The 23,266-nt window shown below is 70.0% G+C and carries 20 protein-coding genes and 1 pseudogene; 12 read left to right on the top strand and 9 right to left on the bottom strand.

Annotation, left to right across the window (positions count from 1 at the left end):
• Positions 1 to 85 precede the first annotated feature (85 nt).
• Positions 86 to 1,801 (top strand): IS1182 family transposase, encoded by a 1,716-nt coding sequence (locus tag OG611_RS38525; RefSeq protein ID WP_266425309.1) that lies wholly within the window; start codon positions 86 to 88, stop codon positions 1,799 to 1,801.
• An 86-nt stretch (positions 1,802 to 1,887) separates the two neighbouring features.
• Here the strand turns inward: OG611_RS38525 and OG611_RS38520 are convergent, their stop codons facing one another.
• The 5 genes and pseudogenes from OG611_RS38520 to OG611_RS38500 form a co-directional block, all read right to left on the bottom strand.
• Positions 1,888 to 2,508 (bottom strand): LAETG motif-containing sortase-dependent surface protein, encoded by a 621-nt coding sequence (locus OG611_RS38520; RefSeq protein WP_266431043.1) that lies wholly within the window; start codon positions 2,506 to 2,508, stop codon positions 1,888 to 1,890.
• Positions 2,509 to 2,739: 231 nt separating this feature from the next.
• Positions 2,740 to 3,228, bottom strand: coding sequence for a GNAT family N-acetyltransferase (locus OG611_RS38515; RefSeq protein WP_266431041.1), 489 nt, complete (start codon positions 3,226 to 3,228; stop codon positions 2,740 to 2,742).
• Positions 3,229 to 3,376: 148 nt separating this feature from the next.
• Positions 3,377 to 4,528, bottom strand: coding sequence for a DUF6397 family protein (locus OG611_RS38510; protein ID WP_266431039.1), 1,152 nt, complete (start codon positions 4,526 to 4,528; stop codon positions 3,377 to 3,379).
• A 140-nt stretch (positions 4,529 to 4,668) separates the two neighbouring features.
• Positions 4,669 to 5,082, bottom strand: a complete 414-nt coding sequence (locus tag OG611_RS38505; RefSeq protein ID WP_266431037.1) for a roadblock/LC7 domain-containing protein — start codon at positions 5,080 to 5,082, stop codon at positions 4,669 to 4,671.
• Positions 5,083 to 5,223: 141 nt separating this feature from the next.
• Positions 5,224 to 5,657 (bottom strand): annotated as a pseudogene (locus OG611_RS38500) (ATP/GTP-binding protein).
• A 378-nt stretch (positions 5,658 to 6,035) separates the two neighbouring features.
• Between OG611_RS38500 and OG611_RS38495 the strand changes: the two are divergent.
• The 3 genes from OG611_RS38495 to OG611_RS38485 all read left to right on the top strand — a co-directional run bounded on the left by OG611_RS38495 (position 6,036) and on the right by OG611_RS38485 (position 9,650).
• Complete coding sequence (locus OG611_RS38495; protein ID WP_266431035.1) at positions 6,036 to 6,401, top strand: metalloregulator ArsR/SmtB family transcription factor; 366 nt, start codon at positions 6,036 to 6,038, stop codon at positions 6,399 to 6,401.
• Complete coding sequence (gene mgtA / locus OG611_RS38490; RefSeq protein WP_266431033.1) at positions 6,385 to 9,105, top strand: magnesium-translocating P-type ATPase; 2,721 nt, start codon at positions 6,385 to 6,387, stop codon at positions 9,103 to 9,105. The genes OG611_RS38495 and mgtA overlap by 17 nt, the downstream gene beginning before the upstream one ends.
• A 281-nt stretch (positions 9,106 to 9,386) precedes the next feature.
• On the top strand, positions 9,387 to 9,650 hold the full coding sequence (locus OG611_RS38485) for a hypothetical protein (protein ID WP_266431031.1): 264 nt from the start codon (positions 9,387 to 9,389) through the stop codon (positions 9,648 to 9,650).
• 28 nt (positions 9,651 to 9,678) lie between these two features.
• On the opposite strand, the gene OG611_RS38480 is transcribed toward OG611_RS38485, so the two are convergent.
• Positions 9,679 to 11,118, bottom strand: coding sequence for an LCP family protein (locus tag OG611_RS38480; protein WP_266431029.1), 1,440 nt, complete (start codon positions 11,116 to 11,118; stop codon positions 9,679 to 9,681).
• Between the two features lie 255 nt (positions 11,119 to 11,373).
• On the opposite strand from OG611_RS38480, the gene tatA reads away from it, so the two are divergent.
• The 3 genes from tatA to OG611_RS38465 all read left to right on the top strand — a co-directional run bounded on the left by tatA (position 11,374) and on the right by OG611_RS38465 (position 13,139).
• Positions 11,374 to 11,562, top strand: coding sequence for a Sec-independent protein translocase subunit TatA (tatA, locus tag OG611_RS38475; RefSeq protein ID WP_266431027.1), 189 nt, complete (start codon positions 11,374 to 11,376; stop codon positions 11,560 to 11,562).
• Positions 11,563 to 11,720: 158 nt separating this feature from the next.
• A complete protein-coding gene (locus OG611_RS38470) occupies positions 11,721 to 12,296 on the top strand; it encodes a TerD family protein (protein WP_266431025.1) in 576 nt (191 codons plus the stop codon).
• Between the two features lie 243 nt (positions 12,297 to 12,539).
• Positions 12,540 to 13,139 carry a class I SAM-dependent methyltransferase gene (locus OG611_RS38465; RefSeq protein ID WP_266431023.1) on the top strand — a complete coding sequence of 200 codons (600 nt, stop codon included), beginning with the start codon at positions 12,540 to 12,542 and terminating at the stop codon, positions 13,137 to 13,139.
• A gap of 24 nt (positions 13,140 to 13,163) precedes the next feature.
• Here the strand turns inward: OG611_RS38465 and OG611_RS38460 are convergent, their stop codons facing one another.
• The gene (locus OG611_RS38460; protein WP_266431021.1) at positions 13,164 to 14,066 is read right to left on the bottom strand and encodes an oxygenase MpaB family protein; all 903 of its coding nucleotides are present in this window, start codon (positions 14,064 to 14,066) and stop codon (positions 13,164 to 13,166) included.
• Between the two features lie 117 nt (positions 14,067 to 14,183).
• Between OG611_RS38460 and OG611_RS38455 the strand changes: the two genes are divergently transcribed.
• Together OG611_RS38455 and OG611_RS38450 are read left to right on the top strand one after the other, a co-directional pair.
• Positions 14,184 to 14,492 carry a hypothetical protein gene (locus OG611_RS38455; RefSeq protein WP_266431019.1) on the top strand — a complete coding sequence of 103 codons (309 nt, stop codon included), beginning with the start codon at positions 14,184 to 14,186 and terminating at the stop codon, positions 14,490 to 14,492.
• 117 nt (positions 14,493 to 14,609) lie between these two features.
• Positions 14,610 to 15,581 (top strand): hypothetical protein, encoded by a 972-nt coding sequence (locus OG611_RS38450; protein ID WP_266431017.1) that lies wholly within the window; start codon positions 14,610 to 14,612, stop codon positions 15,579 to 15,581.
• Positions 15,582 to 15,759: 178 nt separating this feature from the next.
• On the opposite strand, the gene OG611_RS38445 is transcribed toward OG611_RS38450, so the two are convergent.
• Both OG611_RS38445 and OG611_RS38440 read right to left on the bottom strand, forming a co-directional pair.
• Complete coding sequence (locus OG611_RS38445; RefSeq protein ID WP_266431015.1) at positions 15,760 to 15,942, bottom strand: hypothetical protein; 183 nt, start codon at positions 15,940 to 15,942, stop codon at positions 15,760 to 15,762.
• A gap of 83 nt (positions 15,943 to 16,025) precedes the next feature.
• Positions 16,026 to 17,114 (bottom strand): acyl-CoA desaturase, encoded by a 1,089-nt coding sequence (locus OG611_RS38440; RefSeq protein ID WP_266431013.1) that lies wholly within the window; start codon positions 17,112 to 17,114, stop codon positions 16,026 to 16,028.
• Between the two features lie 295 nt (positions 17,115 to 17,409).
• Between OG611_RS38440 and OG611_RS38435 the strand changes: the two genes are divergently transcribed.
• The 3 genes from OG611_RS38435 (at position 17,410) to OG611_RS38425 (ending at position 23,183) form a co-directional block, all read left to right on the top strand.
• Positions 17,410 to 20,292, top strand: coding sequence for a DEAD/DEAH box helicase (locus OG611_RS38435; protein ID WP_266431011.1), 2,883 nt, complete (start codon positions 17,410 to 17,412; stop codon positions 20,290 to 20,292).
• A complete protein-coding gene (locus tag OG611_RS38430) occupies positions 20,289 to 21,659 on the top strand; it encodes an SWF or SNF family helicase (RefSeq protein ID WP_266431009.1) in 1,371 nt (456 codons plus the stop codon). Before OG611_RS38435 ends, OG611_RS38430 begins: the two co-directional genes overlap by 4 nt.
• A 174-nt stretch (positions 21,660 to 21,833) precedes the next feature.
• On the top strand, positions 21,834 to 23,183 hold the full coding sequence (locus OG611_RS38425; protein ID WP_266431008.1) for an esterase-like activity of phytase family protein: 1,350 nt from the start codon (positions 21,834 to 21,836) through the stop codon (positions 23,181 to 23,183).
• Positions 23,184 to 23,266 lie beyond the last annotated feature (83 nt).

The raw sequence follows: 23,266 nt of genomic DNA, 5'->3' as shown, positions 1-23,266 counted from the left end.
GCAATTCCGTGCGGGGGTGAAGGTGGGCACGGGATGATCGTCTGTACGGTCGTTGTCCTGTCGTGCGGCCGTGGGGGTGGTGTGGATGTCGATGCGGCCGGAGGGGCTGCCGGAAGTCCCGGAGCAGACCGTGATGGTGGCGCGGGCGGCGTTCCCGCAGGGGAGCCTGGCGATACGGGTGCGAGACCGGCTCGCGGAGGTTTTCGCGGACGAGCCGTTCGCGTCGGCGTTCGGGGTGCGTGGGGCTCCGGGTTTGTCTCCGGGGGTGTTGTGCCTGGTCACGGTGTTGCAGTTCGCCGAGGATCTGACCGATCGGCAGGCCGCGGCGATGGCGGTGCGGGCGATCGACTGGAAGTACGCGCTCGGGGCGGAGCTGACGGACACCGGCTTCGATGCCAGTGTGCTGAGCCGGTTCCGTTCCCGCCTGTCCGACAACGGCATGGAACGGGTGGTCTTCGACCGTCTCCTTGAGTACTGCGTGGAGGAGGGGCTGGTCGCGGCCGGGGGCAGGCAGCGGACCGATTCCACCCATGTGATCAGTGCGGTGCGGGACTTGAACCGCCTCGAGCTGGCCGGGGAGAGTGTGCGGGCGGCGCTGGAGGCCCTGGCTGTCGCGGCGCCGTCGTGGCTGGCCGGGCAGGTCGATGTCGCCGAGTTCGCTCACCGGTACGGGCCGCGGGTGGACGGCTGGCGCATGCCCGCCTCGCAGACGAAACGCGACCGGCTCGCGCAGGTCTTCGGCCAGGACGCGCTGGCGTTGTGCCGGGCGGCCTGGTCACCCGGCACACCCCCATGGATCCGTGAGATCGAGTCCGTACAGATCCTGCGGCAGATCCTCGTCCAGACGTACTACCTGAGCACCGACACCAGGGGACGGGAGGTGATCAAGAAGCGGGCCGCCGACGACGAGGGTGTCCCGCCCGGTCATCGCCGCCTCGCCTCCCCCTACGACGCGGACGCACGCTGGGCGGCCAAGGGCGAGGGCCTGTTCTGGATGGGCTACAAGGTCCATCTCACCGAGACCTGCGACACTCCCACCGAAGCCGAAGCCGAAGCCGAAGCCGGTGTCCGGGCGGCACCGAATCTGATCACGGACGTGTGCACCACCGATGCCACCGTGCCCGATGTGAAAGCGACCGCCCCGGTCCAACAGCGCCTGGCCGAGCACGGCATCAGGCCCGCCGAGCACTACCTCGACTCCGGCTATCCATCCGCCGACCTCATCGCCGCCGCGCTGAAACAGGGCACCCGTATGGTCACCCCGGTTCTGCTGGATCATTCCGCCCAGGCCAAGGCCCACGCCGGCTTCGACAAGAGCGCCTTCATCATCGACTGGAGGGCCCGCCAGGTCCGCTGCCCCGCCGGCAAGACCAGCGCGCACTGGAACCCCGTGAAACAGCACGGAACGGACGCGATCGTCATCACCTTCGGCGTCCGCACCTGCCGCCCCTGCCCCTTCCGCGACCAATGCACCAGCTCCGCGAAAGGCCGCCGCATGCTCACCCTGCGCCCCAGAGAGCCAGAAGAAGCCCTCACCCAGGCCCGCGCCGAGCAGAAGACCGAGACGTGGAAGGCCAAGTACGCCCTGCGAGCGGGTGTGGAAGGCACTATCAATCAAGCCCTCGACATCACCGGCATACGCCGGGCCCGCTACCGCGGGCTACCGAAAGTCCGCCTCCAACACGCCTTCTCCGCCACCGCACTCAACGTGATCAGACTCGACGCCCACTGGACCGGACACGACCAGCATCACACCCGCAGCAGCCGGCTCGAACGCCTCGCCTACCGACTCACAGCCTGACCCAGGAATTGCGCAGCAGAGTCGCCGACACCCTCAAAGTCACCGGTATTGGGCCTAGCCCTGCGTCAGGTCCACCGGCTCATTCGTCAGTGCTGTGCGGTACGGCGCTTGCGCACGGACCACATGATGCCGCCGCCCGCCAGCAGCACGGCCACGGCCGCTCCGGCGATGATCGGAGTGGCGGACGAGGAGCCCGTCTCGGCCAGGTCCGGCGAGCTGGGGCTCGGGGGGACCACGGCGGGAGCGGAATTCGAAGGCGCCGCGCTGGGCGTGGCGCTCGCGGCGGGCGCCTCCTTGGAGGGAACTGGGGACGGCGTGCCCTCGGACGGCGCGGGCCGCGGGGTGGCGCCCTCGCACACGGGTGCCGTCTTGGTCTCGTCGCGCGAGAAGTTGTCGCCGTCGCCGGCCTTGACGACGAGGTGGACCGTCAGCTCCTTGTCGTGCTCGGGCAGCTCGAGCTTCTTGTGGAACTCCTTGCCGAAGGTCTCGGTGGGCAGAAGATCCTTGCCGTCGACAGTGACGGTCACCTGGTTGGTGACGTTGCCGTTGTAGGCGGTCAGGTCAAGGTTCACCTCGGAACAGGTCACGGCCCAGGTGGGGGTGTGAGCTGCGGCCGGGCCGGCGGTGAGCACCGCGCCGGTCAGGCCGACAACCGCAGCGGCCGCGAGTGTTCCCGCAGCACGCAACGATCTCCTGGGTATGGTCATGGATTCTTCCTCCGCATGTGTTTCATCGCCCGAATGGCGGTGGGGCGCAGAGTACTGCCCCTGCCGACGCCGTGCGCACCCGCCCCACGGAACACCATTTGCATCAACTACCCATACATCACCATTGGTTCGGACACGACGGATACGTGTGGAGTATGGGACCACGTGGTCAGCGGCGCGGGAAGGCGAGCGGAGGACGCGGATGGCGCGGAGAGACTGGCGAGAGCTCCGTCAGAGACGGCGGTGCATGATGTGCAGCCCGACAAAGCCCTGTTCCGGGTGGTTGAAACCCTCCGGCAACGTTCCCAGGATCTCGAAACCGAGCGAATGGTAGAGCCCTACGGCGTGGATGTTCGTCTCCACCACCGCGTTGAACTGCATCGCCCTGAACCCTGACGCACGGGCCCACTCCAGGGTGTACTCGCACAGGGCCCGCCCGACACCCTGCCCCGAATGCTTGGGGTCGACCATGTAACTGGCGCTGGCGATGTGCGAGCCATTGCCCATGTGGTTGTTGTTCATCTTGGCCGTGCCGAGGATCGTCCCGTCGTCGTCGACCGCGACAACCGTACGGTTGGGCGACTTGAGGAGCCACCAGGAGCGGGCGTCTTGCTCGTCGAGATCGAGTGGGTACGTGAAGGTCTCACCCGCGGCAACGATTTCATGGAAGAACGGCCAGACGGCGGGCCAGTCCTCGGTGGTGGCTTCCCTGATCAGCATGGGAGCCAGGATGCCGGTGCCGTTCTTCCTTCGCGAGTTCTTTATTCGGCCGCGAGAACTTCCTCCCTCCACGAGAACTCCTTCCCTCCGCAAGTCCTTTATCCGTCCGTCAGTTGCGCATCGGTCGCGGCAGACGGCATCCGCCGTGTCATGCGCCGGACGGCACGCGCCCCGGCCCGGAGTGCCCCCGCCCCTCAGCCCTGGATGCGCGCCTGCGCAGACCGATCCGGGCAAGCAGCCCGAGCGCGGGTTCTGCCACGCCTGTCGGCGCGTGGTCAGGGCCGGGCGCCGCACCGGGACATGGTGGGACAGCGGGAACGGACGCCGGGGCCGGAGCGGGAGCAGGCGCCGGAACGGGGGCGGATGACGGGGTGGGAGCGGGCGCCGGAACGGGTCCGGCATCAGCTCGGGAGTGCGGCCCGGGTGCGTGCCCGTTCTCGGCGTGCGATGCGCGCCCGTTCCCCGGGCGCGGGAAGTCGCGCCATTCGCCGCGCGGGCTCGGAGCCGGTCGGGTCTCCCGCGCGTTGTCCAACTCCATGATCAGGGTCACCCGCCGCCACAGCATCTCGTCCGGTTCGTCGGCCTGCATCAGGTGAGCCATGGTGTCTCGCGCCAGTGCCGGACCAGTCGGCCCGAAGGCCGGTTCGGGCCGGAGCCTGGCGAGGTACGCACGTTCGTACGGATCGTCGACCACCTCCGCCAACTGCACCGGGTCCAGCGTGTCCGCGAGCACGGCCGCGCGGGCCCAGGGTTCCTCCGTCAGGCTCAGCAGCCGTTCGACCCGGCGCGAGCGCCAGTTGCGCGCCCGGCAGTCGGCGCCTCCCTCCAACCGGCCAAGCAGCCATGCCGGACTCCTGCCCGCCAGGAGCCGGGATTCGCGGGCGGCGAACCCTGCGAGCTCGTCGGCGAGATAGAGCCAGACAATCGCCCGGTACCGATTGAGGTAGAACGTGATCGGCGTGAAGCATCCCGCACGGGCGAGCTTGGTGAAGCGGTCCGGACTGATCCCGAGCTGCTGAGCCCCCTCTGCCGTCCCGACCGTGCGCACCTTCTCCCGCAGCGCCTCCGGGAACCCGTCCTGCGACCGGAGCCGGTCGATCTCTCCGCAGCCGACCCTCGGCCTTCCGCCGTCCGGTCGCGCCGTCAGGCGGATCAGCCCCAGATGCACGGCGATCGCGAACTCGCCCCGCTTCACCCGGAGTTCCTGGGCCGCTGTACTCACTGCCAGCGTGCCTTCGGTGACCAGGCTCGCCGCCTTCGCACCGGCGGGCTCCGTGCACACGTCTTCAGCAACAGCCATGACGTTCTCCCGTGAGACTCGGTTACTCTCTGTGAGCACCGTAACCCGGAAGAGAATCTCTCCGCTCGCCCTGTGGAAAACTTCCGCAGACGGATCAGAAGTGGATGGATCGGGCACCACCCGCATCAAACAACGCCTGATCAGACGGGGCCGGCCCCTTCGCCCGCTGCCTGCCGCGCGGCGACGCCCAGATGCTCACCGACCCTGTTGACGAGCAGTGTCATCTCGTAGGCGACCTGACCGACATCGGCCTCGGCCTCGCTCAGCACGCACAGACAGCTGCCGTCCCCGGCAGCCGTCACAAAAAGCAGTGCCTCGTCGAACTCCACCATGGTCTGCCGGGCCTTCCCGGCCCGGAAGTGGCGTCCCGACCCACGGGCCAGGCTGTGCAACCCGGACGAGACCGCGGCGAGATGCTCGGCATCCTCGCGGGCCAGCCCCGTACTCGCCCCCGTCACCAGTCCGTCGTTCGATAGCACCAACGCGTGCCGTATGTGCTCGACCCTGCTCGTGAGGTCGTCAAGGAGCCAGTCGAGTCCCCTGTCCAGCGCCATTTCCCCGCTCCTCCCCGCTCATACGTTCCCCGTGCCCCGTTGCCGTAAGCCTTGCGCACTGGTCACGTGGGGGCAAGCACTACTCCGTCATGTGGCTTGGTCGGGACCCGTGGGAAGAAGGCGGCGGAGCGCCCGGGAGGGTCAGCTCACCGCGTCGAGGAGCCGGGCGGTGTGCATCCGGCCGGCGTACTCGACCATGCGGATCAGGACTTCCTCGCCGGACTCCCGGTCGCGCGCGTCGCACAGGAATTCGTCCCACAGGAACCAGAAGCGGTCCTGCCCCGGCGTGCCGAACAGATAGAGCGAGAGGCCGGAGGGGATGGTGATCCGTTCGAAGTCCCTGGCGACGGTGGTCGTGGTCTTCTGATCGACCCCGTCCGTGTCGTCGACCGCCCGCCCCGCCTCGCTGAGAATTTCTTCCGTCCGCAGCAACCGGATCTCGCTAACGGCACCGACCAGCGTCGCTTTCCCGACCCCAAGCCTCCGGCGACCCATACCGTCAGTGCGAGAGCATCGGTCTCCGCGGCCACTCCGGCCGTCTCTCCGTATGCGTCGTCAGTGTGCTCGGAACGCATCGGCCACTTCTCTCAACAGTGAGTCCCCAAACATCGAATGCGCAGGTCAGAGCTGCCTTGAGAGCCGTGATCCCGCGAACGGTCGGCAAGCACACGCTGTCTTCCCGCCTGCGCAGGCCGGCAGCATGGCAAACAAGAACCTGCGTCGCGGGGCGAGATCGATTCTTTGGTGTTGTGACCGTTCTGGACCATTTGCTGCCCGGATCGGTCCACAATCCGACACACCTTCCGGAACATGTCCGCCGCTCCCGGTCATGCGCACAAGGGCCGGTCCGCTGCCGCAGGCTGCCCGAGCAGCCTGCGGACAGCGGGCATCCGGCGCCTACACTGGATACTTCGGGTGCGAGGAATCGGGCCACGCGGACAGGGAGAGCAAGAGTGTCGACAGCTGCCGACGGCGGTTTCGAGGATCCGCCCGCGGAGGTACTGGTGGAGGCCGCAGCGGCCTTCGGCCTGCTGGCGACGCCTGCACGGCTGCACATCGTGTGGGCCCTGTCCCAGGGCGAGAGCGATGTGACCGGACTCGCGGACCGGGTCGGCGGCACCCTTCCGTCGGTGAGCCAGCATCTGACGAAACTCAAACTGGCAGGTCTCGTACGGTCCCGGCGCGAAGGACGCCGACAGGTGTACCTGGTCGACGACCCCGATGTGGTGACCGTCGTCCGGCTGATGGTCGGCCAGCTCGCGGAGCGCGCCGGTCACGCGCCCGCGCAAGCCTCACGTGTCCGTGGGCTCGGTGCCTGAGAGCAGTGCCGCCGCAGGTCCCGGCAGCACCGATCCCGACGGCCCGTCCGCCGTCGTCGTGCCGATGGCGGGCGCGAAAGCCGGCCGGGGCGCCGCCGCGGATGCCGCACCTGTCGCCTCCTCGGTCGCCGCACCGACCTCTCTTCAGGTTCTCCGGTCGCTGGACAGCGGACCGCGGGGGCTGCTGGAGGAGCAGGCCGGGGAACGGCTGACGCGATTCGGCGAGAACACGCTGCCGGCCTGGCGTCCGGTCTCCTGGCCCCGTCGCTTCCTGCGCAGTCTGCGTGATCCCTTCACCTCGGTGCTCCTGTGTCTGGGCCTGGTCTCGGCGGCGGTGGCCTCCTGGGGCACGGCGTGCGTGACGCTGGTGCTCGTGGTGGTCAGCTGTCTGTTGCGCTCCGCGGAGGAGCATCGGGCGGACCGGTCCACGGCCGCACTGCGGGAGCTGGTGGCGACCACCGCGACCGTACTGCGCCGGGCAGGACCGGACGCCGCGCCGCGGGCCCGTGAACTGCCGGTCGGGGAACTGGTGCCGGGCGATGTGATCCGGATCGGCCCGGGGGATCTCGTGCCCGCCGATGTGCGGCTGTTGCGTGCGAGTGGCCTGACCGTTCATCAGTCGGCGCTCACCGGGGAGTCGGCGCCGGTCGCCAAGCACCCCGTCGACACGCCGTCACGGCCCCGAGTCGCCGACACCGGGGGCCGCGACCAGGAAGGACTGTTCGCTCGGCCGGAGCTGTGTTTCCAAGGCAGCAGCGTGGCGTCCGGCAGCGGTACGGCGGTGGTGACGGCGACGGGTGCGGAAACCCGGTTCGCCGCCGCGTACGACGGTTCGGCGCGCCGCCGCGGCGCGAGCGCCTTCGACCGTTCGGTGCATGGGATCTCCTGGACGCTGATCCGTTTCATGCTGCTCACCCCGCCACTGGTGCTCATGGCCAACGCGGCGCTGCGCGGCCGAGGCCTCGAAACGCTGCCGTTCGCCGTCGCGGTGGCGGTCGGGCTGACTCCGGAAATGCTGCCGGTGATCGTCACGACGGCGCTGGCCAGGGGCGCTTCGCTGCTCGCCAAGGACCATGGGGTCATCGTCAAGCGACTGCCCGCGCTGCACGACCTCGGTGCGATCGATGTGCTGTGCGTGGACAAGACCGGGACCCTCACTCAGGACCGGCCTGTCGTCGAACGTTCGCTCAACGCGTCGGGCCACTCCGATCCCGAGGCGCTCCACTGGGCCGCCGTGAACGCTCTGTGGACGCTGCAGCTCGCCGATCTACCGGCCCCCGACGCACTCGACGAGGCAGTGCTGGACGCGGCCGAGGAGCGGGAGGAGACGCTGTCCGCGTACGACGGCGTCGCCGCGCTGCCGTTCGATCCGGTACGCCGCCTCGCCACCGCGGTCGTCCGCCGACCCGGACGGCTCGGCGTGCACACGCTCGTGACCAAGGGAGCGGTCGAGGCGGTGCTCGAACGGTGCGCGCTGGACGAGACCGAACGGAACCGGCTGAGCGAATTCGCCGCCCGGGAGACCGCGAACGGTCTGCGACTGCTCGCCGTGGCCCGTACCGATCGGCCGGCCCGGCCGCGTGCGTACACAGCGGCCGACGAAAGGGGACTGACGTTCCTCGGCTTCGTCGCTCTGCGGGACGCACTCACACCGAGCGCGGCCGATGCGCTGGACGCGCTGAAGGACCGGGGCATCGCCGTGAAGGTCCTCACGGGTGACGATCCGGGCACCGTCGCCCGTGCCTGCCGGGATCTCGGCCTCGATCCGGGCGAGGTCATGTCGGCGGAGCGGATCGACGCGCTGTCGGAAGGGGCACTCGCGGAGGCCGTCGACCGGGTCACGGTCTTCGCCCGCTGCACACCGGAGCACAAGGCACGGATCGTTTCCGCGCTGCGTACTGCCGGGCGGACCACCGGGTTCCTCGGTGACGGCGTCAATGATCTGCCCGCGATGCACGCGGCGGACGTCGGCATCTGCCCGCGCAACGCGGTCGATGTGGCGCGGGAGACCGCGGACGTGGTGCTGGCCGAGAAGGACCTGGCGGCCATCGATGACGCGATCACCGCGGGCCGGTGCAGCAGCGGGAACATCGCCACATATCTACGCATCACGCTCTCGTCGAACCTCGGCAACGTCATCGCGATGCTCGCGGCGGGTCTCATGCTGCCGTTCCTGCCGATGCTGCCGGCGCAGGTCCTGGTGCAGAACCTGTGCTTCGACGTGGCGCAGCTCGCCTTCGCCTTCGACCGGCCCGCGTCAGAGGTGCTGCGGTGGCCAACGGTGCTGCGTCCGCGCGACTTCCTCCGCTTCATCACGGGGTTCGGCCTGCTGAACGCCACCGCCGACCTGGCGACGTTCGCCGTGCTGGCCTTCGCGCTGCACGGTTCCGCGACATCCGGCGGGCAGGAGGCCTTCCACTCGGGATGGTTCACCGAGAACCTGCTCACCCAGGCCCTGGTGATGCTGCTGCTCCGTACGGGTGGACGCGTTGCCGGCGGTCGCAGCGGCGGCCCGTTGCGGCTGGCCACATGCGGTCTCGCGGTGGTCGGCCTGCTGCTGCCGCTCACCCCGCTGGGTGGGTTGCTGGGCATGAGCGCGCTGCCACCGCTCTATTACCTGTTGCTGGCAACGGTGCTGGCCCTGTACGCATACGGGTTGCGGGCGGCCCGTACCCGCTACGAGCGGAAGTGGAGCCACTCATGATCCCGTCGCGCATCGACCGCCCCGAGTCCGACCTGAATACCGGCCCCGGTGGCGGGCAGGTGGTACGTGCCCGCCGTGCCACGCTCGACGACGTGCCCGCCCCGGTAAGGCTGCGCGGGCTGATGCTGGCCGAGATGGAGGTGGAGACGGGCGGGCCCCGACGCGCCGTGGCGGACGGCCTCCGCCGAGTGGTTCGCCGAGCGGCTGCGCCAACCCGGTGTGTTCGCCGCGTTCCTGGTCGATGATCCCGCACTCGGCGTCGTCTCCAGTGCGGTCGGGACGTGCGACAGGCAGCCCCCGGCCCGGCGAACCTGAGCGGTTTGCAGGGGCACGTCTCCAATGTGAGCACCGATCCCCGCCGGCGCCGCCTCGGTCATGCCCGGGTCTGCCTCGACGCCCTGCCCGGCTGGTTCCGCGAGGAAGCCGGAGTCACGCTGGTCGCTCTGAACGCCACCGAGGACGGGGCCGCGCTGTACGAGTCGTACGACTTCGCGGCGCCCCGTCACCCGGTGCTACAGCTCCGGACTGCCGGGACACCGTGCTGAGGGGTGTGTCCCCGCTCCTGGTGGCCGGTCAGCCGTAGGAAAGGTCCGCGCACGGGTCGTCGTCGGCCGACCGGGCCTCGTCGGCGACGGTGGACGGAATGGTGGACGGCGGCGGTGATCCGGGTGCGGCCGATGGGTTCTGGGCGTAGGAACTGCCCAGGATCACCTGGATTCCGGCCGTGTCGGACGCGGTCGTCCGTGCTCCGGCGAAGAGCCGTGCGGTGGTCTCCGCCTCCTCCCGCAGCCCCGGCCCGTACTCGATGACGGTCGAGGTGTGGTCCTGGCTGCTCGCCGTGGCCGTGGTCGTGACGGTGAAGTCCCGGGAACGCAGGAGCTCGGCTGCCTGGGCGGCGAGCCCCCTGACCGTGGTTCCGTTGTAGACGGCGACGGTGATTCCCTTGCCGGAGACCGGGACGTCCGCCGCGGGCGACGCGGGGCCGCTGTCCTTCCCGTCGCCCTTGTCCGATGACTTGCCCGACCCCTTGCCGCTGGCGTCCTTGCCGTCGACCGTACGGTCGGCTTTCAGCGCGGCCCAGAGCGCGTCTGCGTCCGGTTCGACGATCGCGACGCGTGCGCCTTCGTATCGCCAGGGGACGGTGACGAACTTGGTGTTGTGCAGGTCGATCTTCTTCATCGACATGGCGAACGACAACAGACGGTCGGCCGATCCGAGTCCGGGGTCGACGGTCATCGCGTCGGTGGCCGCATTGGCCAGGGGCAGCAGAGTGGTGGGGTTCAGTCCCTGCGACTTGACCTTCTTGATGAGCGCGGCGACGAACGCCTGTTGTCGCTTGATTCGCCCTATGTCCGAGCCGTCACCGATGCCGTGCCGCAGCCGGACGTAGTCGAGTGCCCGCTGCCCTGAGACGGTCTGCGGGCCCTTCGCGAAGATCCTGGCCCCTCGGGTGGGCCGCTTCGGGCTGAGGTCGCGCTGGTAGATCTCCTGGGGCAGGCACACCGGTACGCCGCCGACGGCCGAGGTCAGCGCGGAGAATCCGGCGAAGTCGATGACGACGGTGTGGTCCACGCGCAGGCCGGTGAGATGCTCCACGGTGTTCTGGGTGCAGGCCGGGTTTCCCTCGGCGGTCTCCCCCACCGAGAACGCCCCGTTGAACATCACGTTGTGCTGCGGCGCGGTCCACCGGCCGTCGGGCCCTTTGCACGCCGGGATGTCGACCAGCGCATCACGTGGAATGGATACGGCGACCGCATGCTTCTGGTCGCCGTACACATGGAGGAGGAACGCGGTGTCGGAGCGCCCCACCGCGCCCGTGCCGCCGCCGAGTTTGCTGTTGTCGCCCGAGCGCGAGTCCGATCCGACGACCAGGACGTTCTGCCCCTGCGAGGAACCGGGCGGCCGGTCGCCGGAGATCCCGTCCGCGCTGAAGGTGTCGATGCTGCCGCCGAGTTTGAGGTAGCCCCACCCGACGCCGGCGACCAGCAGCACGAGGAACGACAGCCCGAACATGGCTGTCCGCCGCAGCCGGGCTCCCCTTCCCCTGCCCGCTCCCGCTTTGCGACTTCCCGTCATCGGCCACCCCGTCCGTCCGCTGTCCATGAGGTAAGACGTGCTTCACCACCCCATGGTTGTACAGTTGCGCAATGTAGCAAGCATTGATGTTCGAGTGGATCATCCGACCTGCTCATAGTCAGCTTGAAGCACTGTCTGCGGACGCCGAGCGGAAACACCGGCCAAAGCACCGAAAGGAAGGGCGGGACGCACATGTTGCGCAACGGCCTCGAACCCTGGCACCTGTTGATCGTGGCAATCGTGGTGATCGCACTGTTCGGCTCGAAGAAACTGCCGGACACGGCCCGAGCCCTGGGCAAATCCATGCGGATCCTGAAGAGTGAGGCGAAGGCCATGAAGGAGACCGATGCGCAGGGGCCCCGCACCGACCCGCTGGCTTAGTGCCCGGCCCACCAACGTACGGCACGCCTCGCAGACGTTCACTTCAGGGCTTGCGCAAGCATGGGAACCATGGTCACGACGCCGTCGTTGACCTGGTGACGGCCGAAACAGCGCCGTTCACCACATCGCTGGACCACTGGATCAATGGAGGATGTTTCATGGGTGTGACCCTGGCCAAGGGCGGCAACGTCTCCTTGTCGAAGGAGGCACCCGGCCTGACCGCAGTGACGGTCGGCCTGGGCTGGGACGTACGGACGACGACGGGCGCGGACCACGACCTGGACGCGAGTGCGCTGCTGTGCTCGGACGCGGGCAAGGTCCTCTCCGACCTGCACTTCGTCTTCTACAACAACCTCACGAGCCCGGATGGTTCGGTCCAGCACACCGGCGACAACCTGACCGGTGAGGGCGAGGGCGACGACGAGTCCATCAATGTGGAACTGTCGACGGTCCCCGCGGATGTGGCCAAGATCGTCTTTCCGGTCTCCATCCACGACGCGCAGAGCCGTGGGCAGAGCTTCGGCCAGGTCCGCAACGCGTTCATCCGCGTGGTGAACCGGGCGAACGGCGTCGAGCTGGCCCGTTACGACCTCAGCGAGGACGCCTCGACGGAGACCGCCATGGTCTTCGGCGAGCTGTACCGGCACGGCGCGGAGTGGAAGTTCCGTGCGGTCGGCCAGGGTTACGCCTCGGGTCTGGCGGGAATCGCTTCCGACTACGGCGTCAACGTCTGACCGGGAAAACGTACAACGGGCGCGGGCCCTTTCGCCCCCTCCATTCCGTCGGAGCGGGGAGGCGGGGCCCGCACGGCCCCGGAGGGCTCGTAAGCGGTTGATCACCTCGCGCAGTAGGTGCTCGTCCCGTCCGGCAACCGCACGGGCGGGCCTGGGCGGTCCGACCAACGATCGCCCAGTGTTCGAACACCCACCGCGTTTCCCGACGTTTCGCTCCGTCGGTAACTACGCGATCATGTCCGTATGGCCGACGACCACACGCACGTCCAGGATTTCTTCACAGCGCGCGCGGCGGACTGGGACACCCGCTTCCCCGACGACGGGCCCGCCTACGCTGCCGCCGCCGACTCCCTCTCGCTGCGCCCGGGGGACGCGGTACTCGACGCCGGCTGCGGCACGGGACGGGCACTTCCCGCCCTGCGAACGGCCGTCGGGCCGCAGGGCACAGTCCTGGGCGTGGACCTGACACCGGCGATGCTGGAGTCGTCGGTACGGGCGGGGCGCGACCGCGAAGGGACGCTGCTCCTCGCCGACGTCGCCCGTCTGCCCCTGAGATCGCGGGCGCTCGACGCGGTATTCGCGGCCGGGCTGATCTCCCATCTGTCGCACCCCGGTCCCGACCTGGCGGAGCTGGCACGAGTGGTACGACCGGGCGGACGGCTGGCACTCTTCCACCCCATCGGGCGAGCCGCCCTCGCGGCACGCCACGGCCGCCCGATCACGGACGACGATCTGCGGGCCGAGCCCAACCTGCGCCCGTTGCTGGCACGTTCGGGCTGGCGGCTCGATGTATACACCGACGAGGACGACCGGTTCCTCGCCCTTGCCTCGCGGACGTCCTGACCTGCCCGCCCCGCACCCTCGTGCTCACTCGACGGGCAGCTCGGGGCGCCGGTTGTGCGGGACCGGACAGCCGCCGACGCCCGGAAGCGGGAACGTCCCCAGCCCGGAGACCTCGTAGCCGTCCGCGTATCCCTTGATCTCCGGGTTCTGCCGGGCGTAATGCGGTGCGGAACGCGGCGGCAGGAGTCGTACCGCCCGCGCCCTCAGCCGTAGAGCCCCATGCGTGAGATTACGGGCCGCGGAACCAGGGCGTTCGTACCGGAATGCCCGCAGCAAGGAATCGTCGAGCAGCGCGAGGGCGGCCTTGCGCGCGACAGAGGCCAGGGGGCGCGGATACCAGGAACCCATCAGGTCCAGGGTGGCGTCGGAGACGAGGCGTCCCCCTTCGTCCCATCCGAAGTGTTCGGCCTCATAGGTATCGAGGGTGCGCTCGAAGTCCTCGTACGTCCGCGGCAGTTCCTTGATTCCCATGTGCGCGCCCAGGGTCCGGTAGTAGGCGGCGCACGCCCGCAGTTCGTGGTCGGAGAGCCGGCGCCAGCCGTAGTTGTCGAGCCAACGCTTCGGGGTGACGACGAAGGTGCACAGCACATAGCGCATGTCGTCATTGCTGATGTCGTAGCTGCGGTGCATCTGATTGATCCGGCGGAGGGCCGTACGCCCCGAGTCACTGTCGAAGCCGTGCTCCAGCACCGCGTCTAGGAGCAGTGCGGTGTCGTCGTAGCGCTTCTGTGAACAGTCGGTCAGTTCGGCGGTCTGCGCGAGGAGTCGGCCGATGCTCGGCACGGCATAGGTGCGGTAGAGGGCCAGTTCCAGTGCGCGTGCGATGTCCCAGGGGAACTCATAGGTGGCCATGATCCGGTAGATTCGAAGGAAGTCCCCCTCCGGATCGAGACGCCGAATCTCCTTCAGCCGGTCGTACCGCTTCACCGCTCTGCCCCCTTGTATCGGCCGAAGGTCCAACTCTACGTCGGCGGGGAACACCGCATGTAGTCATGTAGTTACGGGCAAGCCACAGACGTGCAGCTCCTCGGGAAGGCGGTCTCCATGATCGACATAATCGGAAGCCTGCGGAGGGTTGTCACCCCCGACCGCAAGGGGGATCAGTCCGCGGAACCTTCCAAAGAGGACCGGCGCAAGCAGCACAATCTCTTCGAGGCGGCCGCCACCTTCGTCTCGGCATCCGTGGAGGAGGATCAGGCACGGATCGACGAGGCGAGCGGCTGGGTGTCGCCCGAGGCACTCTCCTTCGGTGTCAGCGAACTGGCTTGCCGGGCCGTCATCGCGCTGGCGCGCGAGCGCGGCGAGTCGCCGCAGACAGTGGCCCGTACGCTGCTCGGTCTACCCGCCGAATGAGGAGTGCCGTCCACCGTGCCACGGAGCTGACGTCTTCGCTTGTCAGGGCCTCGACGAGTGGGTTACTCACTCGTTAGGGTGCGCCGACGGACAACGACGACGGACGAGGAGGGTGCCGTGGCCGCGCCGAACGACACGGTCGCCGACGACGACGCGCTGTATGTGCTGACCGCGGTGCTGCTGACACCGGCACAGTTCCCGAGCGTCCTCGGTGACGACTACCCGGCCGCCTGTGCGGCGCTCGCCGTCGAGCCGTACGCCGAGGGATACGGGTTGGTCCTCGGCCAGGACGGCAGCGGTGCGCGGTGGACCGTCGTCGTCGAGGACGTGTCGCTGGTCGCCGTCGCGATCGCGGCCTGGGACTGCGGCATGGAGTACGACCTCTCGCCCGACGACCGTTCGGTGGTCTGCGCGCTGCCCGGCTGGCCCCTCCCGGTAGCGGTCGCCGCTCCGGGCGTGGCCGCGCCGCACGACCCGCTGCCGGACCTGGAGGCCGAGGGCACAGCCCCGGCGGCGCTGGCTCCGCCCGACACGGAGTCGTGGGGACCGGCCCAGCGACGCATGGGAGCGGACGAGATAGCGCACCAGTGGACCACTTGGCGCGAGCAGATCGACGATGAGACGGCCTTCAGCACTCCGGCGGGCACGGACAATACCGGAGCCGAGCCCGCCGCCGAACCCGGGTCTGAACCTGAGGTAGAGAGTGAGGTCGAGGTGGACGTCGAGACCGGGCCTGAAGCCGTCGACAGGTCCGAAGCCGCCGCCGAGAAGAGGTCCGAGAAGCAATCCGGGAGGGCGGCCACGGACGCACCTCCCGGAGTGCACCCCGGTGTACGGCGGGCGCTCGCACAGGCTCAGGACTACGTCGACGCCCCGCCGCCGCCCGGCCGTGTCCGGTCCTCCTTCGCCACGGGCGACGCCCGGATGCTGCGCGCCGACGGCCCCGGCTGGTCACTGGTCGCCCGGACCGACGACATCGCATTCATCCTGTTGGACGAGGAGCCGGGCGAGGTGCTGCCGGTCGGGCGCGGCACCGAACTGCCCTGCCTCCTGGAGGCTCTGGACGCACTCGCGGTACGGCCGGTCTGAGCCCGGTTCCGGGGACTCGGCAGACGCACTCTCCGTCGGGCCCCCGATGCCGTCCGCCCCTGCGGGCCTCCGCGCGCTCCAGTGCGTGAGAGGGCTCGGCTCGGTGAACGAATACATCTCGTTCCCGATCACCACGGTCACTGCCGCGCGAGCCCCGCGCGACGCGGAGCCGTCCCTCTCAGCGGCCAATCTCCTTGCGGGTGATCCTGCGGAGCCTGCGCCGCTGGCCGGGGTCCAGCAGCAGGTACGCGATCGCCGGAACTCCGACCAGAACCAGCAACGACAGCCAGAAACCGATGAACGGCATCAGGATGACCGCTACGACCACTCCCCCAATGGCGATCTTCGCGCTGTTCGACATCGTCCGTGCCTCCTTCGCGGCCCGAAGCCGCATCTGCTGTGAGAACGCGTGTGCGCGCCCATCGGTTCCAGCAGGCAGAGGACTCACCTCAGGGGCTCGCCGACCTCGTGCATGTGGTGCAGTGCCTGCCGGTAGGATTCGATCAGTCCGGTCTCCGCGTACGGCATGCCCAGTGCCTCGCAGTGGGCGCGCACCATGGGCTGCGCCAGGCGCAGGTGGGGGCGGGGCATGCTCGGGAAGAGGTGGTGCTCGATCTGGTAGTTGAGCCCGCCGAGGAACCAGTCGGTGAGGATGCCGCCACGCACGTTGCGCGAGGTGAGGACCTGACGCTGGAGGTGGCCCCAGCGTTCGCCGTCGGGGTCGGGCATCTCCATGCCCTTGTGGTTCGGCGCGAAGGCCATGCCCAGGTGGAGCCCGAACAGCGCATGGTGGACGAGCGCGAAGACGATGGCCTTGCCCGGGGACAGCACGGTGAGCAGCAGCGTTGCGTAGAGGCCCAGGTGGGCGACCAGGAGCAGTGCCGAGAGCGCTCGTTCCCGGGCGGGCTGCTGTCGCAGGTACTGGAAGCCGGAGATCTTCAGCGCGATGCCTTCGAGGAGCAGCATCGGGAAGAAGAGGCGGGCCTGGTTGCGGGTGAGCCAGCGGGCGAAGCCCTCGCGCTGGGCTGCTTGCTTCTGTGTCCAGACGAGGGCGCCCACGCCGACGTCCGGGTCCTTGTCGATGTGGTTGGGATTGGCGTGGTGGCGGACGTGTTTGTCGTTCCACCATGCCTCGTTCATGCCGAGCAGCAGGTTGGCGTGCACGAGGCCGATGGCCCGGCCCGTCCTGCGTTCGCCGGTTATCTGGGCGTGTCCGGCGTCGTGCCCGACGAACGCGGTGCGCGACCAGAAGATCGCCAGTGGCAGCGCGAGCAGCAGGGTCCACCAGGTGTTGCCGAGGAGGAAGATGCCGGTGATCACCGCGCCCAGTGCGACCAGGTTGGCGGTGATGCCAGCCGCGTACCACCCCGTCCGCCGCTCCAGGAGGCCCTGTCCCTTCACGGCGCGCAGCAGGGGCGCAAAGTCGCTTCCCTGAGCCTGAGCGGCTCCGGCGGCACCTGTCGCACTTCCCTGTGCGGCACTTCCCGCACCGTCACGGGTGCCTTCCGCTGCGGTGGCTATGGCCTGGGGCATGACGTCTCCGGTCTCTGAAAAGCTGCGCCGACCTGTAGAAACATACGGTGACCGGATGTGCTGCAACCATGGCGCCACCACCCGGGATCCCCGGGGGTAAACCCCCTCCCCCGAGGGGGGTGCTGCCTCCACCCCCCGTGGCACGGAACGCCGTCCGGCCGACAAGCGGTCCGGCGCCGCGGCGGTTCAGGATGTGGCCCGGATCACGGCAATTCCGCTCACGGGCGAGGCCGTCCATGGGGTACCCTCGGCGACCCGACCCCCACTAGTCAAATTTGAGGAATTCGGCATCACTGTGCACAGACTCCCTGCGGCAACGCTCTCCGAGATCTCCGCACTCTCCGCCTGCTCCGTGGTCTTCCTGCCCGGGGATCCCTCCCGCACCGGCCTGGTCGCCTTCTGGCACCCGGACGGCAGCAGCCCGCCCGATGGTCCCGGATCCGTGGCGGAGCTGGTCGTCGTCGGCGCCGACGCGCGGGCGTACGCCGTACCGGCACGGTTGCTTCCGGTCCGCGACGCGCTGCCGGTGCTGACGCGTGCGCGGGCCTCGGCGCATGCCTCCGACGCGACCGCGTTCTGGGGTGCGGCCGCTCTCCTCGCTCTCCAACTCGCCGCCCGCGGCCTGCTGCTGCCGGGGCTGAGCGCCACGGATCACGATGCCTGGCGGGCCGGTCCGCTGACCGCCGACGATCAGTCGCGGATCCGGACGCTGGCGGCCTCGATGCCGCCCCTGGCCCACGCGGTGCCGCTCGACGAGGCCGCGCAGCCCGTTCTGCTGCCCGAGCCCGAGCGGCTGCTCCGCGCGTTCCTAGGCGCCGTGGCGGACGGTCTGCCCCGCACCCCCGCTGCGGCGTTCGCCGGCGGCGGCCCGGCCTTCACCGCGGACGAACCACAGCAGCTCCCCGGCCAACGGGCCTGGGCCACCGATGTCGCGGCCGGGCACGACGCGGGCGTCCGGCTCTCGCTCCGGGTGGAGGTGTCCCGGCTCACCGCGCCGGACGAGAACGACGAGCGGTCCGCCGGCCCTGTCTTCCGGGCCGTCCTGCAGATCCACAGTGTCAGCGATCCGACACTGGTCGCCGATGCCGCCGAGGTCTGGGCGGGCGGCGCCCGCACCGCTGCGGCTTTCGGACCGCGCGCCCGGATGGACGCCCTGCCGGCGCTGCGCCGGGCGGCCCGTGCCTGGCCTCCGCTGTCTCCACTGCTGTCCGCCGCGGTGCCCGACTCCGTGGAGCCGGCCGACGACGAGCTCGCCGAACTCCTCGGCCCCGCCGGACGGGCGCTGGCCGCGACCGGGGTCCAGGTGCACTGGCCCAAGGAGCTGGCCCGCAAGCTCACGGCACGCGCCGTGATCGGGCCGCCCGACGACGAGGCGAGCGAGGAACGCGACGGGGCGGCGGGCATCGGCTCCGAGGCGCCGCCGCTGCTGTCCGCCGACGCCCTGCTGGCGTTCAACTGGTGGTTCGCGCTGGGTGATCAGAAGCTCAGCCGCCCCGAGCTGGACCGCCTCGCCGAGGCCAACCGGCCGGTCGTGCGGCTGCGGGACCAGTGGGTGCTGATCGACCCCGAGGAGGCCCGGCGAGCCCGCGAGACCCAGGACCGCAAGGTCACGCCGATCGATGCGCTGGGTGCGGTCCTGACCGGTACCACCGAGGTCGACGGCCACCGGGTCGAGGTCGGGGCCACCGGTTGGCTGGAGCGGTTGCGCCGCCGGGTGGCCGACCCGGAGGCGGCCGGGCAGCAGTTGGTCGGCCCGCCCGAGGCCCTCGCCGCCACCTTGCGCGACTATCAGCTGCGCGGTCTGAACTGGCTGCACACCATGACCTCGCTCGGCCTCGGAGGCTGTCTCGCCGACGACATGGGTCTCGGCAAGACCATCACGCTGATCGCTCTGCATCTGCACCGCCAGAGCATCGAATCGGCGGCCGGTCCGACGCTGGTGGTCTGCCCGACGTCGCTCATGGGGAACTGGCAGCGGGAGATCGAGAAGTTCGCGCCGGGAACGCCGGTACGCCGCTTCCACGGCGGATCGCGCAGCCTTGCCGGCCTGTCGGACGGCGAGTTCGTCCTCACCACGTACGGCACCATGCGGCTCGACGCGGCCAAGCTCGGGGAGATCCGGTGGGGCATGGTGGTCGCCGACGAGGCACAGCACGTGAAGAACCCGTACTCGGCGACGGCCAAGCAGTTGCGGACGATCGGCGCACAGGCCCGGGTGGCGCTCACCGGAACTCCCGTGGAGAACAACCTCTCCGATCTGTGGGCGATCCTCGACTGGACGACGCCCGGTCTGCTGGGACGGCTCGGCACCTTCCGTACCCGCTACGCACGAACCGCTGAGGGCGGTGACCCGGCGGCTGCCGAGCGGCTCGCCGCGCTGGTGCGGCCGTTCCTGCTGCGGCGGCGCAAGTCCGACCCGGGCATCGCGCCGGAGCTGCCGCCGAAGACCGAGACGGACCGCACGGTGTCGCTGACGCCGGAACAGACGGGTCTGTACGAAGCGGTGGTGCGCGAGACGCTGGCCGCGATCGCCGACGCCGACGGCTTCGCCCGGCGGGGCCTCGTCGTCAAGCTGCTGACGGCGCTGAAGCAGATCTGCAACCACCCGGCGCAGTACCTGAAGGAGAACGAGCCGCGGATCGCCGACCGTTCGGGAAAGGTGGAGCTGCTGGACGAACTGCTCGACACGATCCTGGCGGAGGAGGCCGGCGTGCTGGTGTTCACCCAGTACGTGCAGATGGCCAGGCTGCTCGAACAGCATCTGGCGGCGCGCGGGGTGCGTACGCAGTTCCTGCACGGCGGTACGCCCGTCGCGGAGCGCGAGGCGATGGTCAACCGCTTCCAGGCGGGCGAGGCCCCGGTCTTCCTGTTGTCGTTGAAGGCGGCCGGCACCGGTCTCAACCTCACCCGGGCCGGTCATGTCGTGCACTTCGACCGCTGGTGGAACCCGGCGGTCGAAGCACAAGCCACCGACCGCGCGTACCGGATCGGACAGACCCAGCCGGTGCAGGTCCACCGGCTGATCGCCGAGGGCACCATCGAGGACCGGATCGCCGACATGCTGGCCCGCAAGCAGGGCCTCGCGGACGCGGTGCTCGGCTCGGGCGAGGCGGCGCTGACCGAACTGACCGATGCGGAACTGGCCGATCTGGTGGAGCTGCGAGGGGGAACGCGATGAGTGACGGACACGAGGGCGACCGCTACGACGGTGGCGAGTACGAGGGCGAGGACAGCGACAACGCCGCCCCGGGGCAGGAACGTACCTTCGCCGCGCTGCCGCCCGCACGGGGCCGCGACTTCGCCCAGTCCTGGTGGGGCCGGGCGTGGCTGAAGGCCCTGGAGGACACCGCGCTGGACGGCCAGCAGCTCAAGAAGGGACGCAGGTTCGCCCGCGAGGGCCGGGTCGGCGCGGTCACCGTGCGGCCCGGCCGGATCACCGCGGTGGTCCGGGACGGGGACTCGTCCGCGTACCGCAGCGATGTGCTGCTCCAGGAGCTGAGCGAGGCGGACTGGGAACGTCTCCTCGGCATGGCCGTCGAACGGGCCGGGCACATCGCGGCGCTGCTGGACCGGGAGATGCCGCCGCACCTGGCGGAGGACGCGGCAGCGGCCGGGGTGGAACTGCTGCCCGGGATCGGCGGTCTGGACCCGGAGTGCACCTGTGACGCGTGGGACCACTGCCCGCACACCGCCGCCCTGTGCTACCAGGTGGCGCGTCTGCTGGACCAGGACCCGTTCGTGCTGCTGCTGATGCGGGGGCGCGGTGAGCGGCGGCTCCTGGACGAACTGCAGGTCCGCATCGCGGCCCGAGCCGAGGGGCACGGGGCCTGCGCACCGGCCGATCCCGCCGACGGGCCCGCGGCTGCGCAGGCGAAGGCCGATGATCCGGGCGTACGGGCGGACGAGGTGTTCGCGGCGCGGGACATCCTGCCCCCGTTGCCCGCTCCTCCACCGCTGCCCGCGGAGCCCGGCTCGGCGCCGTCGCTGGACACGGAGACGGAACCGCAGGCCGGCGTCGATCCGGCGGCTCTGGAGATGCTGGCCACGGACAGTGCGGCGCGTGCCCACCGGATGCTGGCCGCGGCGCTCTCCCCCGGCCACGAACAGCAGCCGCTGCCGGCCGACCTGACGCCGCAGGAGGATGCCGTACGGCTGGTCGCGGAGGCCCGGCCCGAGCCGTGGATCGCGAAGCGGTTGATCACCGGTTCGGGGCGGCGACGGGCCGATCTCGATGCGGCGGTGCGGGCGTGGCGATACGGCGGGGTGGCGGCACTCGCCGTGCTCGAAGAGGAGTGGGTACCCGATCCGGAGGCCCTGGCCAGGGCGCGGGCCCAGCTCGCCGAGGCGTGGGAGGAGGGCGAGCGGCCCCGGCTTCGGTCGGTGGGCAACCGCTGGACCGCCGTGGACGGTGGCGTGCAGCTCCGCTACGGACGGGACGGGCGCTGGTGGCCGTACCGCAAGGAAGGCGGGCGCTGGGTCCCGGCGGGTCCGGCGGACGATGATCCGGCGGCTGCGCTGGGTGGCTCGGGCATGTCGGACGACTGAGGGCCCGTTCGTACGGCCGCCGGGCGATCGGCGACGGGCGGTGGAGCCGGAGGAGTGCCTCCGCCCCCGCCCGTCGTCGCGTTCTGTCCGTGCGTTCAACTGGATGTCACCGCGTGTTGATGCCGAGGACGGAACCTGACGACCGTCCGAGCTGTTCGTGCCCCAGGAGGCCCCATGTCCGCGCGTGTTGTCCGTCGTTCCCTTGCAGCCGGCCTGCCGCTCGCCCTTCTCGGCACGGTGTGCGTGGCCGGAACCGCAAGCGGTGCACAGGACCGGCACGAGCGTCCGGAGCGCACCACGCGAGTCACCGGGACGGCCGTGCTCGGCGACGTTCCGCTGGCCGGCTTCAGCAACGGGCTGCTGCCGGGGACGGTCGCGGACGACCGCGGGGTGAGACTCGGCGGCATCGGCAGCGACATCTATCCCGCGGGCCGCCGGGGCGAGTTCTGGACCGTCACCGACCGCGGACCCAACGGGCAGATCAAGATCGACGGGAAGAAGCGGCGTACCTTCCCCGTCCCCGGATTCGACCCGGCGATCGTCAAGATACGGGTCAGCGGGAAGCAGATCCGGGTCCTGAAGGCCATTGCGATCACCACCCGGTCCGGCGCCGCGGTCACCGGCCTGCCGAACCAGCGGGACCGCGACGAGGCCCCGTACACCTACGACGCGAAGACGCCGTTGGGGTACGACCCGAACGGTCTGGACACCGAGGGCATCGTCCGCGCCGCCGACGGCAGCTTCTGGCTCGTCGACGAGTACGGCCCCTCCCTGGTGCATGTCTCCGCCCGCGGCCGGGTGCTGACCCGCTACGTGCCGCAGGGTCTCGGGCTGGCGGGCGCCGACTACCCGGTGGTGGAGGCCCTGCCGGGCGTGCTCCTGCACCGCAAGATCAACCGCGGTTTCGAGGGCCTGGCCCTTCTTCCGGGCGGCGATCTGGTGCTTGCGGTGCAGAGTCCGCTCTCACTGCCCGACCAGGACGCGGGCGAGTCCTCGCGCAATGTGCGGCTGCTGCGCTTCTCGACGAAGAAGCGCTTGGTCACCGCGGAGTACGCCTACCGGTTCGACGCGGTGGACGTCGTGGACCCGGGCGAGGACGACACCTCCGAGCTGAAGATCTCCTCGGTCGTCGCGATCGGCCGGAACGATCTGCTGGTCGAGGAGCGCACGGACAAGGCGGCCAGGCTGCACCGGGTGACGCTCCCGCACGGCTCCGGCATCCTGGGCTCCGCCTGGGACGACCCGGCGACGTCTCCCTCGTACGAGGAACTCACCGCCCCCTCGGCGTCGGGCGTGCCGGTGCTCCGCAAGAGCCTGGTCGTCGACCTGGGCAAGGTCGCGGGAGTACCCGGGAAGATCGAAGGGGTGGCGGTGACGGGCCGGGACACGCTCGCTCTCATCAACGACAACGACTTCGGGATGACCGACGGTGCCGAGGCCTTCGACACGAACGGCCGCCTGGTCGACAGCGGCATCGAGACGTCGGTGACGCAGCTCAGGCTGCCGCGCCCGCTGCGCGGCTGACCTGGGGCGTGTTTCAGAAGTAGCGTCATCGCCCGGAGGGCGGGTCTCGCGGGGTCCGGCGCGTGCGATCGCAAGGCGCCGGG

Origin of the sequence: Streptomyces sp. NBC_01363 (assembly GCF_026340595.1) — a bacterium.
Taxonomy (GTDB): Bacteria; Actinomycetota; Actinomycetes; order Streptomycetales; family Streptomycetaceae; genus Streptomyces.
Note: the sequence above shows the minus strand (reverse complement) of the source record. Positions and strands in the feature narration are given on the sequence as shown.

Bases quoted from the DNA above. Each gene is read 5' to 3' on its own strand.
- OG611_RS38525 (WP_266425309.1), top strand. From the start codon at position 86: ATGTCGATGCGGCCGGAGGGGCTGCCGGAAGTCCCGGAGCAGACCGTG.
- OG611_RS38520 (WP_266431043.1), bottom strand. From the start codon at position 2,508: ATGACCATACCCAGGAGATCGTTGCGTGCTGCGGGAACACTCGCGGCC.
- OG611_RS38515 (WP_266431041.1), bottom strand. From the start codon at position 3,228: ATGCTGATCAGGGAAGCCACCACCGAGGACTGGCCCGCCGTCTGGCCG.
- OG611_RS38510 (WP_266431039.1), bottom strand. From the start codon at position 4,528: ATGGCTGTTGCTGAAGACGTGTGCACGGAGCCCGCCGGTGCGAAGGCG.
- OG611_RS38505 (WP_266431037.1), bottom strand. From the start codon at position 5,082: ATGGCGCTGGACAGGGGACTCGACTGGCTCCTTGACGACCTCACGAGC.
- OG611_RS38480 (WP_266431029.1), bottom strand. From the start codon at position 11,118: ATGTTCGGGCTGTCGTTCCTCGTGCTGCTGGTCGCCGGCGTCGGGTGG.
- tatA (WP_266431027.1), top strand. From the start codon at position 11,374: ATGTTGCGCAACGGCCTCGAACCCTGGCACCTGTTGATCGTGGCAATC.
- OG611_RS38470 (WP_266431025.1), top strand. From the start codon at position 11,721: ATGGGTGTGACCCTGGCCAAGGGCGGCAACGTCTCCTTGTCGAAGGAG.
- OG611_RS38465 (WP_266431023.1), top strand. From the start codon at position 12,540: ATGGCCGACGACCACACGCACGTCCAGGATTTCTTCACAGCGCGCGCG.
- OG611_RS38455 (WP_266431019.1), top strand. From the start codon at position 14,184: ATGATCGACATAATCGGAAGCCTGCGGAGGGTTGTCACCCCCGACCGC.
- OG611_RS38445 (WP_266431015.1), bottom strand. From the start codon at position 15,942: ATGTCGAACAGCGCGAAGATCGCCATTGGGGGAGTGGTCGTAGCGGTC.
- OG611_RS38440 (WP_266431013.1), bottom strand. From the start codon at position 17,114: ATGCCCCAGGCCATAGCCACCGCAGCGGAAGGCACCCGTGACGGTGCG.
- OG611_RS38430 (WP_266431009.1), top strand. From the start codon at position 20,289: ATGAGTGACGGACACGAGGGCGACCGCTACGACGGTGGCGAGTACGAG.
- OG611_RS38425 (WP_266431008.1), top strand. From the start codon at position 21,834: ATGTCCGCGCGTGTTGTCCGTCGTTCCCTTGCAGCCGGCCTGCCGCTC.